The organism is Tissierella sp. P1 (assembly GCF_002266425.1).
GTDB lineage: Bacteria > Bacillota > Clostridia > Tissierellales > Tissierellaceae > Tissierella > Tissierella carlieri.
On record NZ_NPMN01000005.1, the window covers coordinates 49,385 to 63,386 of the forward strand.

Consider the following 14,002-nt stretch of genomic DNA (forward strand, 5'->3'; position numbering starts at 1 on the left):
TGAATTTTGAATTATTAATTGAAGAATTGGCAGTATGGAGGTTATTTCCATATTGCCAATTATAATATTATTTAGAAACCAAAGAAGAGGAAATAAGTTATGAAAAAATTAATAGATAAGCTTTATAAAACTAATAAATTAGAATATGATGAGCTAGTATATGTCTTAAATAATATTGAAGAGTCTGGGAAGGACTATCTTATAGAAAAGGCTCATGAAACAAGAATAGGAGCCTATGGAGATAAGGTTTATATGAGGGGCCTAATAGAATTTACAAACTATTGTAAGAAGGGCTGTAAATATTGTGGTATAAGTGCATCAAATAAAAATGTAGAAAGATATAGGTTGAGTCCAGAAGAAATACTCTTTTGTTGTGAAATCGGATATAACTTAGGCTATAGAACATTTGTTCTTCAGGGCGGAGAAGATGATTATTATTCAGATGATATGATAATTGAAATAATCATCGCTATAAAAGATAAATACCCTGATGTTGCCATAACACTTTCAATAGGTGAAAAGTCTTATGATTCTTATGAAAGATATCATAGTGCAGGTACAGATAGATATCTTCTACGACATGAAACAGCTAGCAGAGAATTATTCGAAAGAATACACACTAATTCAAGCTATGATAATAGAATGGAATGCCTTTGGAATTTAAAGAAAATAGGATACCAAGTAGGAGCTGGATTTATGGTTGGTATACCAACACAAACCAAAGAAGATTTAGCAAAGGACCTTTTGTTCTTAAAGGAGTTAGAACCAGAGATGGTAGGCATAGGACCTTTTATTCCACATAAGGACACTATTTATAAGGATGAATTAGGTGGTACACTTGAAGATACTATTACTATGATTGCTCTAACTAGATTGTTTTTACCTTATTCACTATTACCGGCAACAACAGCTTTAGGTACAATTCATCCCATTGGAAGAGAGCAGGGAATAAAGGCAGGAGCCAATGTAGTGATGCCAAATCTATCTCCTACTAATGTGAGGGAAAAATACTCTTTATATGACGGAAAGATTTGTACTGGGGATGAGGCGGCAGAGTGTAGAAATTGTATAGAGAAAAGAATAGTATCATCAGGATTTTCTATAGATATGTCTAGAGGAGACAATATAAAGTGGAGGGAAAAAAGATGATTGACCATGAACTCATATATAATCTATTGGAAGAAGGAAAGAATGCAACGAAGGAAGATATTAAAGAGATATTAGATAGAGCAAAAAATAAAACGGGACTGTCTCATAGAGATATAGCTATTTTACTTCAAGCTGAAGATGAAGGGGATCTAAAGGAAATCTTTAAAATAGCAGGTGAGATAAAAAAGAAAATATATGGCAATCGAATTGTAATCTTTGCACCACTTTATCTAAGTGATTATTGTGTAAATAACTGTGTCTACTGTGGATATAAGAGAAATAATAATTTCAAAAGAAGAAAGCTAACAAGAGAAGAAATACAAGAAGAAGTAAAATTACTAGAAAAGATGGGACATAAAAGATTGGCTCTGGAAGCAGGAGAAGACCCAATAAATTGTAATATAGACTATATTCTAGATGCTATAAAAGCAATCTATGAAACGCAAAATGATAATGGTACCATAAGAAGAGTAAATGTAAATATAGCCTCAACTACAGTAGAAAATTATAGAAAATTAAAGGATGCAGGTATAGGCACTTATATATTATTCCAAGAAACCTATCATAAACCTACCTATGAGAAAATGCATCTAAACGGACCAAAGGCAAATTATGAGTATCATTTAACTGCATTCAACAGAGCTATGGAAGGCGGCGTAGATGATGTAGGGGCAGGAGTATTATTTGGACTACATGACTACAAATTTGAAGTATTAGCTTTGATGCTTCATAATGAATACTTGGAAAATAAATATGGAGTGGGCTTCCACACAATATCAGTTCCAAGGATTAAAAAGGCTGAAGGTATGGATTTGAATCTATTTCCTCATATAGTTACAGATGCTGAATTCAAGAAAATCGTTGCTATAATAAGGCTTGCAGTTCCATTTACAGGAATTATCCTATCTACAAGGGAAACCCATGAAATGAGAAAGGAAGTAATAGAATATGGAGTATCTCAGGTAAGTGCTGGTTCATGCACAGGTGTAGGTGGGTACAAGGAAAGTGAAGAAAAGAAAAATAAACCTCAATTCGAGGTAGCGGATAATAGAAAACCCTTTGAAGTAATTAAGGAATTAATAGACGAGGGTCATATCCCTTCCTATTGTACGGCCTGCTATAGGATGGTAGAACTGGGGACAGATTTATGCAATTAGCAAAATCAGGGCAGATACAAAATGTTTGTGGACCTAATGCACTAATGACATTATTGGAATATGCATTAGACTATGGTGACGGAGAACTACAGAGTACAGTAAATAATATGATAGCAAGAGAAATAGAAAATATAGAGAGAGAAGATATAAGAAATCTTCTTCTAGAAAAAATAGACAAGATAAAAAAAGGGGAAAGGGATTTATATTTATAGATAGGAGAGGAATATGAACAATACGCCAAGAGCCAATAGAAAACATATAGGATTTTACGGAAAAAGAAATGCAGGAAAATCATCTATTATGAATGCTATTATAGGGCAAGAAATATCCTTAGTATCGGAAATCAAAGGCACTACAACAGATCCAGTATCTAAATCGGTAGAGTTAATTCCCTTTGGACCTGTGGTATTTATAGATACAGGAGGCATAGATGATGAAGGGCATCTAGGAGAACTAAGAGTAGAGAAAACCATAAAGACCTTGGAAAAGATAGACTTTGCTATCTATGTAATGGAAATAACTGATATAGATGATAACTATAATAAAGAATTTGTAGAGGAATTTAAAAAAAGAGATATTTCCTATATTATAGTTATAAATAAAACTGATATAGTATCAGAGGGAAGATTAGGAGAAATTAAAAGTAATATAGATAATGAGAAGAAATGGGAAAATGTAGTTTTTGTATCTACAACAGATAATACTACAATATCTTATCTAAAGGATGAATTAATAAAAAATCTAGATGCAGATAAGGAAGAGGAGACTTTAATAGGTGATATCATTCCCTACGGAGGCAAAGTAATAATGGTAGTTCCCATAGATGCAGAAGCACCAAAGGGAAGACTAATTCTACCTCAAGTACAATTGATTAGAGACTGTTTAGATCATGGTATAAAATCTTATGTAGTGAGAGATACAGAACTAGCCTCAGCTATAGATGACTTAAAGGATATAGACCTTGTAGTCACAGACTCACAAGCCTTTAAAGAAGTAGATAAAATAGTACCAAAAAGTATAAACCTCACTAGTTTTTCTATTATAATGGCTAGACAAAAGGGAGACTTAAACACATTCTTAGAAGGTATAAAGGTTATAGAAAGTTTAAAAGAAAAAGAAACTCCCAAAATTCTAATCATGGAAAGCTGCTCTCACAATACCTCTCATGAAGATATAGGCAAGGTGAAGATTCCAAAGCTATTAACAAAACATCTAGGAAAAGAAATAGATTATCATTTTAGAATGGGAGAAGATTTCCCTAAGGATTTAGAAACTTACGATTTAGTTATTCACTGTGGATCTTGTATGTTGAATAAGAAGACTATGGAAACTAGAATGAGAGTTTGTAGTGATAAAGGAGTACCTATTACTAATTATGGTATATTATTGGCATATTTGACTGGAATATTGAATAGGGCTGTGAAGGTATTTATATAGAGGGAAGATATGACAAAGCATTCAATTGGAAGATTAAATGCTTTGTTTATTTTTGTCGAAATTTGTATTATGGAAAATAAAGGAATATGGGGAGGTTTGGCGAATAGGTAATATAGGATAGGAGTTATTGGGTAATTTAAAATATATACTCATGCATCAAAGAATAGTATAAGAAAGATAAGAAGTCATTTAGATGATATATTTTAATGGTTGAGATTTTACTTGAGGTGGTGATGGTAGAAGGAACTATTATAGTATAATATTCTCAAACTTTGATTTGGCAAATATAGAAAAACTAGAGGTATTACTGAGCTAGAGGTTCAGGAATACAATAGTTATAGGAAATGATGATATCGGAGCAGTTTTTTGGGGACTTGTTTGAAAAAATGTCGAAGAGGGATATATATTGAGGTATTGTCTATACGTGTTTGTAGAATATTATTCATTTGGAAGTTAAAGGGGGTAAACAATGAAAATAGGATGTAATTTATCAACAGAGTTAATTGAATTAATTGATGAAAAAAAGGTATCCGTTGATTATGTAAAAATTGCTTTATCAAAATCAGATGAAGAAATACCAGTTAAGTATAAAAAATATGGAAAGTTATTGTTGCATGGTGTAGGTACAGATGTACCACAGCATACTGGTACTACTAAATTAAGTGGTGTAGATTGGAATCAAGTAAAAGATAAAGTTAAATTTTGTAATAGTAGTTTCATTGGTTTGCATTGTGGAACATATAATTCTGACTGGGATGGACAAGAAATAACATTTGAAATGGTAAAAGAGCGTATGGGATATTCTTTAAAGTTATGGAAAGAAAATCTTGATGTAGAAATTTTAATTGAAAATGTTCCATTTACTCCATATTACGAAATTAATAGTCCTAAGATTATTAAGCATTCAGTTTCTCCTAAACTAATAAGTGAGTTATGTAGTGAATATGAAGTAGGGCTGTTGCTTGATTTAGCACATGCAAAAGTAGCAGCAAGCGGCTTAGGTTTACCGTTAATAGATTATTTGTTAGCATTGCCGTTGGAGCGAGTAAAGGAAATTCATACGGTGGGTACAAGGACAACTGATGATGGATTAAGGGATAATCATTTAGAAATGACCGAAGAAGACTATGAGACCTTAGAGTTTGCATTAAGAATGACAAAACCTGAAATAGTTACTTTAGAATATGGGGGTTTTGGAGAACATTATTCATGGCGAAGCGATAAAAATGTCATAGAAAGACAATTAAAAAAGATAGATGAAATTGTTCGTAAGAAAATCTAATTCTGAATCTTTTTATTATGCAAAGGTTTATGGTAGATAAAAAGCAACATCACTTCCTATAACAGAGAGTTCCCAACATCCATCAGCAATTAGAGTTGCGAGTTGTGAGAGCTGACTGACGTCGTGAACACTCAAAACGTTATCTGAAATGGGAAAGAGAGACAGGAGTAGTGTCCCAAGTAAGTAATGTGATAAGCATTCAATTGAGAGATTGGATGCTTTGTTTATTTTATAAAAATTTTATGAAATATAGAGGAATATAGAAAATTTTGTAGAATAAGTAATGTATGTGTTCTAACATATAATGATTGTAAACTTGTATAGTATTAAAGTATATAGAAAATAAAAATTTTAGGGGGATTTGAAAATGAATGTTTATGAAAAAGCCATAGAGGTTATGAGTGAATTATTCGCAAAGGATTATCAGCTTGCAATGGCTACCGTAAAAGACAATATACCATCAGTTCGATTTGTGGACACTTTCTATGAAGATGGCTCATTTTATGTAGTTACATATTCAAAATCACAAAAGGTTCAGGAATTGAAGAACAACAGTCAAGTTGCACTATGCAATAAGCTATACCGCTTTAGCGGAAATGGCTATAATATTGGACATCCATTACTAACGGAAAATAAAGAAATTAGAGAAAAATTGATAAAGGTATTTGAGCCTTGGTATTTCGCACATAATAATGAAAATGATGAAAATATGTGTTATATAAGAATTGAACTTAAGGAAGGGTTTTTCTATAAGGATGGAGTAGGTTATAAAGTAAACTTTCAACAAAAAGAAGCAGAGCAGTTTCCGTTCGATATTGATATTGTCCCTGTATCATGATTTCTAAATCTTGCTATATTAGTATAGGAGTCCATATACTTGGACATATCGATGTCATTTAAAAAATTTGTTGAACATTGAAGAAGGAGCGGAAGAAGAGGGAGAAGATTTAACTCTAAAAGATATATCTAGCAAAGCACTTAAATCTACTTAGGGTTATAGTCAAGTCCATGAATAATAAAAATTGAGGTGAATGACTACGATAGAATATTTGGGTAAAGTAATAACAGTAAAGATTGATAGACCGATGGGAAGTAAGCATCCTAAACATAATTTTATATATCCAATAAATTATGGATATATTGAAGGAACTAAAGCAGGAGATGGTGGGGAGATTTATGCATATATTCTTGGTATATTCGAGCCTATAAGTAGCTTTAAGGGGAAGGTTATTGGTATCATAAAGAGGAACGATGATGCAGAGGACAAGCTAGTAGTTGCAGAAGAACTAAATGATTATGATAAGTATCAGATTAAGGCTTTAACTGAATTTCAAGAGAGATTTTTTGATAGCGAAGTAATAACTTTAGATTATTTAAGAAGCTCAATAAGGAATACTGTACGAGGCTTATTGAGAAAAGAAAATAAGGTTTTAGTTCTTGAAGAGGAATATAAGGGGGAAGTATACTATTATTTGCCAGGTGGAGGAATTGAGTTTTTAGAAACTAGCGAAGATGCATTGAAACGAGAGATGAAAGAAGAGCTTAATATAGATATAATAGACTATAGTTTATCACATATAATAAGCAACATATTTGAAATAGATGGTATAAAAGCCCATGAGATCGTTCAGATATATGAACTTTACAATATAGAAGACGGAAAATTAATTGGTGGGACAACTATGGAAGGAGATATAATGCCCTGTACGATGAAATGGATTGAAATTGATGAGCTAATAAATGGTACTAAGAAATTATATCCTAAAGAATTGATCAAGCTATTATAATCGTTTATTCCATCTGGATCATAATTTAACATAGGCTTATCGACATTGGGTAGTAAAATTATATTAGGGGGAGTTTAACATCAATCAGTCTTAGGAGGTTAAAGGCAATTTTTGATTAAGGAGTTGATGTCCTGTAATCCTTACCTTCTAACTGAGTGCAAGAAATGCAAAAGGAGGATTCTTTTTAGGGTTGGATTCAGACATATTACCAGTATTTGGAGGTTAGGCGAAATTTTGCATATAATTAGAGGCTTAGTTAATTAGAGGGAAGAGAGAGTAAATATGATTAGAGATTATGAACAATATGATATTGATGAAATTGTTAGGATATATACATTAGAATACAAGGCAATGCCAGCAGAAATTGAAGCTTTAAAATCCGCATCTAAAATTTTAGTATATGATGATAATGGAATTCAAGGATTTATTCATTTAGCAATGAGTGGTAGCTATTGTTATGTTGAAATGGGAGCTGCAGCTAATGAGCTAATAAGGCCTGTGGGTTTGAAACTTTGGGAAGAAGCTAAAAAGCTTTTTATAGAGAAATCTATAAATTTTATTCAAGTTTTTCATGTGAAAGATAATCTAAACTGGCAAGAGTTATTTAATGAAATTGGATTTAAATATTGGTATTCTGTATATCGATTTTCATATGAGGGAGATAAATTTAATGAACCTAATATTCATGCAGTAAAATATGAAGATAAGCATTATCAGGATAAAATAAGACTTGAGAGTGAAGCTTTCTCAGTAGTAAGAAGAGAAAATGATATTAAGCCATATAATTGGTATTTAGGTGCAAGTGAAGAGGCAATTGAAAATAATAGAAAGGATACACTTGAGGAAAAAGAATATATTTATCTATTTTTTGAAAACAATGAGATGATTGGAGCTTCAATGGTTAAAAATGCTGAAATAGATTTATTATTTGTTAATATCAAATACCAAGGAAAAGGTTATGGTAAAAAGATATTAGAATTTACAGTAAATAGAGGTTTAGAACAAAATAAAGCAGGTGTGAATTTAAATGCATTGGCAAGTAATGAGAAGGCATTGAAGCTATATAAAAATATAGGATTTGAAGTTGTACAAGCGCAGGATTCTAGGAGATTATTTATAAAGTGATATATTATATGCAGAATAGTATGATCATTTTACCTATGACTGTGATGGCAGAAAAAATTGGGTTTGAAGTATGCAATTGTGTTGAAAAATTCGAGAAATAAAAGTAAAGCTTCACTAGGGGAACCATTTTTAGGGGGAAGTTCAGCGGAGTCGCAAATACTAGGATATTATAATAAATGGCAATATCAGGGTCATTCTTTGGAGTATTATTTAAATTAGTTTATAGTGTATTCAGTAATAGGAAGTAAAGGAGTGTTTTTATGACTAATATAGGTATTAAGTTACTTGAGCAATCAGATGAGGAAGAGCTTTTTAAATTTGAACTAGAAAATAGAACTTTTTTTGAAAGTAAATTTTTATTAAGGCATAGTAGTTACTATAGTTTTGATAATTTCAAAACTATAATAAAGCAGTTAATTGAGGAACAAGGAAAAGATTTGGTATACATGTATTTGATAAAAACTGAGGGTGGAGAAATTGTTGGTAGGGTAAATTTAGTATCAATAACAAGAGGAAATTTTAATAAGGCTGAACTAGGCTATAGAATAGCTGAGAGACATCAAGGAAAAGGATATACAACAAGTGCGGTAAGATTGGTTTTAGATGAAGCCGCCAATACGCATAAGCTTCATAGAATAGAGGCTGGTACATCACCTGATAACATAGGTTCACAAATTGTTTTAATAAAAAATGGATTTCAATTTACAGGTCGATACAATCAGTATATTTACCAAAATGGAAAATGGATTGATGGAATAAATTTCGAGAAAATACTTGATTAAACTTTACGTAGGCTAGACTAATGTTAAAGACACTGCAAAAGAAAATGAATTTAGTGAGTATGATTTAGAGGGTAAAGAGGTAAAACCATTGGGACTTCCTATAGCAAAATTCTTCTATTCGTTGTGCATATTTCATAACCTTAGATAGAAGCTATCTAAGGTTATGAAATATTAGAAATACGTGGACGCTATAAGACATGGCAATATCGGAGCTGTTCATTAGTGGCCTGTTTAATGAAAACAAGATTTTGTGTAACATATAATTTTGTGTATAGAAAAAATAAGGAGAATTTACTATGGAGAATGATGTTATATCAATAAGAGCTATACAAAAAAATGATATTATAAAAATTGTAACTGCTTTTAATGAACCGGTTGGATGTGAAGGAATATTTGAGAAGTATATTAATCACTGTTTCAAGCAAAATGAAACAAAAGAGAGAGTAACATTTATAGCATTTATTGATAATGAGATAGCTGGATATGTAAATATCCTTTATAAATCATCTTATCTGCATTTTCTGGAGAAGAACATTCCAGAAATAAATGATTTGGTGGTCATATCAAAATATAGAAGGAAAGGCATAGGTAAAATGCTAATAGATAAATGTGAAAAATTTGCTTCAAATAAGTACGATTACATAGGTCTTGGTGTTGGGTTATACAAAGATTATGGAAGTGCACAGAGATTATATACGAAAAATGGATATGTTCTTGATGGAAACGGACTTGTATATAATAATGCTAAAGTAAAGCCAGGAAGAGATGTTTTTGTTGATGATGATTTGCTATTGTATCTATATAAAAAATTAGATAGTTTCATAAGGTAAGTCGCATTTTTTATTTTATGGGGAATAATATGGGATAAAAGAACCGCCATATCTTATAACAGCGAATTTGTGCAAAGGTGTACTAGGCACATTCTTAGGACATTGTGTACCATATCCTTTTACTGGGAGCAGGGGTTATCTTTCAGTTCTAGTTCAGGGACGCTGCAAATACTAGTCGTTATCTAAAAGTCTAATTTCAGAGTAAAGATTTTAACATGATGAGAGGAGAAAAATTGAATTGAACTTAACATTTCAAGATTATTACTATAAGTACTTAGGCATAGATAAAGGTGAACTTGAAATTAATAAAAGGATATTTAGCTCTAATCAAAGAAATAAACCTTTAAATGGTCAATTTGTACAATACGTGATATCAACACATATAGATGGAAAACTAATTTTTTCAGTAGCACCTCAATATTATGATGACTTATTTGTTCTTATTAAAGAACAAGCTATTGGAAATGTAGATGAGATTATTGAAATACTTAATACTTTTTTTAGTAATAAATTAGGGAATTTTAGTTTGAGAAAGATGTATAGATTGATTCCTAATGAAAATTATGATATATACAATTCATTGAATTCATCTGCAATAAAGTTAACAAAGGAAATTTTCATGGATAATTTAGAAAATATAGATGAAGCAGAGAAAGTGGAAATCTGGGAAAGAAAAAAAGATGAGATTATAGAAGGCAGAAAATTTGTTGTACTTAAGGATAAGAAAATCGTATCTGCATGTAAAATTTCTGATATAGATTTTGGTGGGGGAAATATTGCCGTATGGACTGACTTGAATTATAGAAATAAAGGTTTTGGGAAACAGGTTGTAGCTGAGGCAGTTAAATGGTGCATAAATAATAACATTCTCCCTGTATATTGGGTGGATTCTGAAAATACTGTTTCAATTAGTTTATCTAATAGCTTAGGATTTGAAATTAGATCTGAAGAAATCGTTGTCTCGATAACATTATAGATATTGAGATATTTCTTGAAGGTATGTTGCATAACTAGATAACAATGTACTCGTGCAAAGATGCACTAGGGCATAATCTTAGGTAATGTGCACCGCATATCTTCATCGGGAGCGAAGCTCCACCAATGGGACTAGCTATGTGGTCCGACTCACAAGGATATCACAAATACTAGAATGTTAATTGAAATTATATTGAAAGTGAGTTTGGATTTGAAAAAATTAAGTAAGGAATTAGCCTGATGATAGTTGTAAAATACACAATTAAAAAAACTAGCGGAGGAGAGCTTGTATAAGGAAAGGTTATTATTAGTAGATGGACATAATCTACTGTTTCAAATGTTTTATGGAATGCCTGCAAAAATACTGGGTAAAGATAACAAGCCTATTCATGCAATAGTGGGTTTCCTTGGGGCATTATTAAAAATAATAAAAAATATTGAGCCATCCAATATTGTTGTTATTTTTGATGGAGAAAGTGGTAGCAATCGTGCAGAAATTAATCCAGAATATAAAGCTAATAGAACAGACTATACTGATATTGAAGAAATTGATAATCCTTTTTCACAGTTAGAAGATATAATGAAATCTCTAGAATACATAAATATAAGGTATTTTGAAACAATCAATGGCTTTGAGGCAGATGATGTTATTGCAAGTTATGTAAAAATGTATAGAGAAAAAATGAAGATATTTATTGTTTCAAATGATACTGATTTTTTACAACTTATCGATAAGAATGTATCATTATATGTTTATCGTGGTAAAAATACAGTCATATATGATGAAGAAAAAGTGTTTGAACGGTATGGAGTTAAATCAGCTATGTTTGCAGATTACAAGGCTCTTGTTGGTGATAAGTCCGATAATTTAAAAGGTGTTCCCAAAGTTGGACCTAAAACAGCAACAAAGCTAATTAACGAGTATGGTGGTGTGCATAGTATTCTAGAAAACTTAACAAATATACAACTGCCATCAATAAAAGCAACACTTAATGAAAACATCGCAAGAGTTAAAGTCGATTTAGATTTGATTAAATTAACTGGAAATGCTCCTTTACCTTTTTTAATTCATGATACTATATATAACTATAATAATGAAAAGTCTACAACTATGAAAATTCTTAAAGATACTGGTATTGTTTAGCAAAACTAGTATAAGAAATACAATAAAGTATTTACAATGTAAAATATAGGATTTGGATAGTGGTAATTGGGAGTGTCATACTATCAGAGTTCAGTTAACAAGGTATGACTCTTCGTACTGATAAGGTTGCTTCTTTTAATAGCCAGTACACATGTCTTCGTCTCGTTGCTGGGCAAGAGATGCAGGTGGAAATTGAACTTTCATATTAATCATTTTTAGCAGGAGGAGGAATATATTATATGAAAATTGCATTAGTTGCTGATGTTCACAGTAATTATTTTGCTTTTGAAGCAGTACTAAGGGATATAGATAACAAAGAGATAGATAAGATTTTTTTTCTAGGTGATTATGTGTTTGGTGGTTACGCATCAAATGAAACTGTTGATTTGCTAATGCATTGTCAAAAGCAAAGTCAAAAACATTTAATTATATCAGGGAATATTGATAAATTAATAACTCCAATAGAAGAAAATGCTGATTGGATATATCCAGTAAATAAGCAAATATATAACGAACTAGGTATAGAACGTATCTCTTTCTTAAAATCTCTTCCAGAGAATATTTTAATAGAAGAGGAAGGAATCTCTATCTGTTTATGCCATAATCCATCTGAGATCGAAGTCTTTACATTAGTTGATAGCTTAAGAAGAGAGCATAATATTCCTAACATGAGAGGGCTTGTTGAGATTAGCGATGATATGAAAAGTGATGTTTGCATTTTTGGACATTATCATTTGTTCATGGATGAGAAAGTGAACGAAAAAAGGTTTATATGCCCTAGTTCTGTAGGAATGCCTTTTAATGGAGATCCAAGAGCACAATATATGATACTAGATATTTGTGAAGGTAGCATTTCAACATCAAGACAGTATGTTGAATATGATAAATTAAAACTAATAGAAGGTTTTGATAAAAAAGGATATTTTGAAAAATACGATAATTGGTCGATGAATATGATTACTACTATATTAACAGCACATAATTATATTGGTACGCAAGATCTTAGGAGGTAAGCTCATTCTGACGATTAATAAAAAACACTCAAGTTCACTTTGACTATTTAAGGCAAGTCTTCTAAGAAACCAAAGCACATTTTTTCACTAAGCTAAGCGTAGAGTGTGAAATGTTATAAGATGGTAGAGATATTGGGGTTAGTTTTTGAGGGTCTTGATCTGAAAAGCCGAGATGTTATTTATTATAATATAATGAGAATTAGTTATCAATTGATACTTGAATATTATTAATTATTCAACTCAAGTATAAGTTGTTAGACAATTAATTACTTTGAGATTAATATGAAGTATTAACATCTATAGCACCATTTATAAGTAAAAATATAATCAATGACTGTGCAAAGAAAAGCTACGAAATTCATGGAGTAAATGGATTAGTATCTATGTGTCCATTTATAGATGAAAATATTATCAATAACTTCATTAAAAAGAGAATATAAATAATGCTTTAATAAAGTAAATTTGTATTATAAAACTAAAGTTGCATGGTACACATTCCTAGGACAATGTGCACCATATCCCTTAACCGAAAGTAGAGTTCTACCAGGGGGGATTTTTCAGGTCTGATTTAGGGGCACTGCAAATATTCGTATATTTTAATAGAAAGAAAGGATGATCTATCTTGTGAAACAATAATATATGGGAAGAAAGCTATCAAAAAACAAACCAATTATGGAGTTCAAACCCAGATGCAAAATTAATGCAATATTTTGATTTGATTAAAAGGGGAAATTTACTTGATTTGGGAATTGGAGAGGGGAGAAATGCTTTGCCATTTATTTTCTCAGGTTTCAATATTGATGGAGTGGATATTTCTGAAACAGCAATAAAACGATGTGAAGAAAAGTTTGCCAAAAAAGATTGTACTATTGATTTGATTATTTCAGATTTAAGAAAATATGATATAAAGAAAGATAATTATACAATAATAATAGCAGCTAATGTATTGAATTTTTTTAAAAAATCAGAGATTGATATAATAATAAGAAAAATAAAAGAGGGTTTAAAAGAAGAGGGGATTGTATATTTAAGTGTATTTTCAACATTAGAGCAACGATATAATTCTCTAAAAGAAAGTAATAAACAGGTGGAAGACAATACTTTCTATATAGATGAAAAGGATTTATATGTACACTTTTTTACACAAGAAGAGTTAAATAAATATTTTTTAGATTTTGAATTAATATGCTGCTGTGAAGGATTAGAATATGATTCTAATGATGGAGATCCACATTATCATGGTATTATAGAATTCATGGCCCGCAAGAAAAGTGACATCTAAATATCAGAGCAGAACTTTGGGGAGAATAAATTTTTATTT

Annotated in this window: 12 protein-coding genes and 1 pseudogene; all 13 read left to right on the forward strand. The window is 31.0% G+C overall.

Features of this window, described 5'->3' with window-relative positions:
* Positions 1 to 99 precede the first annotated feature (99 nt).
* The 13 genes and pseudogenes from hydE to CIW83_RS04810 all read left to right on the forward strand — a co-directional run bounded on the left by hydE (position 100) and on the right by CIW83_RS04810 (position 13,963).
* Positions 100 to 1,149 (forward strand): [FeFe] hydrogenase H-cluster radical SAM maturase HydE, encoded by a 1,050-nt coding sequence (gene hydE / locus CIW83_RS04750; RefSeq protein WP_094899724.1) that lies wholly within the window; start codon positions 100 to 102, stop codon positions 1,147 to 1,149.
* Positions 1,146 to 2,518 (forward strand): annotated as a pseudogene (hydG, locus tag CIW83_RS04755) ([FeFe] hydrogenase H-cluster radical SAM maturase HydG). The gene hydE and the pseudogene hydG overlap by 4 nt, the downstream one beginning before the upstream one ends.
* Before the next feature lie 13 nt (positions 2,519 to 2,531).
* On the forward strand, positions 2,532 to 3,743 hold the full coding sequence (gene hydF / locus CIW83_RS04760) for a [FeFe] hydrogenase H-cluster maturation GTPase HydF (protein WP_094899725.1): 1,212 nt from the start codon (positions 2,532 to 2,534) through the stop codon (positions 3,741 to 3,743).
* A gap of 469 nt (positions 3,744 to 4,212) precedes the next feature.
* Positions 4,213 to 5,025, forward strand: coding sequence for a DUF692 family multinuclear iron-containing protein (locus tag CIW83_RS04765; protein WP_094899726.1), 813 nt, complete (start codon positions 4,213 to 4,215; stop codon positions 5,023 to 5,025).
* Between the two features lie 367 nt (positions 5,026 to 5,392).
* A complete protein-coding gene (locus CIW83_RS04770; RefSeq protein WP_094899727.1) occupies positions 5,393 to 5,863 on the forward strand; it encodes a pyridoxamine 5'-phosphate oxidase family protein in 471 nt (156 codons plus the stop codon).
* 193 nt (positions 5,864 to 6,056) lie between these two features.
* The gene (locus tag CIW83_RS22105) at positions 6,057 to 6,812 is read left to right on the forward strand and encodes an NUDIX domain-containing protein (RefSeq protein ID WP_158220016.1); all 756 of its coding nucleotides are present in this window, start codon (positions 6,057 to 6,059) and stop codon (positions 6,810 to 6,812) included.
* Between the two features lie 282 nt (positions 6,813 to 7,094).
* Entirely contained in the window at positions 7,095 to 7,937 is an 843-nt protein-coding gene (locus tag CIW83_RS04780; protein WP_094899728.1) for a GNAT family N-acetyltransferase, read from the forward strand.
* A gap of 260 nt (positions 7,938 to 8,197) precedes the next feature.
* A complete protein-coding gene (locus CIW83_RS04785) occupies positions 8,198 to 8,719 on the forward strand; it encodes a GNAT family N-acetyltransferase (protein ID WP_094899729.1) in 522 nt (173 codons plus the stop codon).
* A 296-nt stretch (positions 8,720 to 9,015) separates the two neighbouring features.
* Positions 9,016 to 9,549: a GNAT family N-acetyltransferase gene (locus CIW83_RS04790; RefSeq protein ID WP_094899730.1), complete on the forward strand. Its 534-nt coding sequence runs from the start codon at positions 9,016 to 9,018 to the stop codon at positions 9,547 to 9,549.
* A 238-nt stretch (positions 9,550 to 9,787) separates the two neighbouring features.
* Complete coding sequence (locus tag CIW83_RS04795) at positions 9,788 to 10,525, forward strand: GNAT family N-acetyltransferase (protein ID WP_094899731.1); 738 nt, start codon at positions 9,788 to 9,790, stop codon at positions 10,523 to 10,525.
* Positions 10,526 to 10,810: 285 nt separating this feature from the next.
* Positions 10,811 to 11,668 (forward strand): 5'-3' exonuclease H3TH domain-containing protein, encoded by an 858-nt coding sequence (locus tag CIW83_RS04800; protein WP_094899732.1) that lies wholly within the window; start codon positions 10,811 to 10,813, stop codon positions 11,666 to 11,668.
* Positions 11,669 to 11,907: 239 nt separating this feature from the next.
* Positions 11,908 to 12,681, forward strand: a complete 774-nt coding sequence (locus tag CIW83_RS04805) for a metallophosphoesterase (protein ID WP_094899733.1) — start codon at positions 11,908 to 11,910, stop codon at positions 12,679 to 12,681.
* A 700-nt stretch (positions 12,682 to 13,381) separates the two neighbouring features.
* The gene (locus CIW83_RS04810; RefSeq protein WP_094899734.1) at positions 13,382 to 13,963 is read left to right on the forward strand and encodes a bifunctional 2-polyprenyl-6-hydroxyphenol methylase/3-demethylubiquinol 3-O-methyltransferase UbiG; all 582 of its coding nucleotides are present in this window, start codon (positions 13,382 to 13,384) and stop codon (positions 13,961 to 13,963) included.
* Positions 13,964 to 14,002 lie beyond the last annotated feature (39 nt).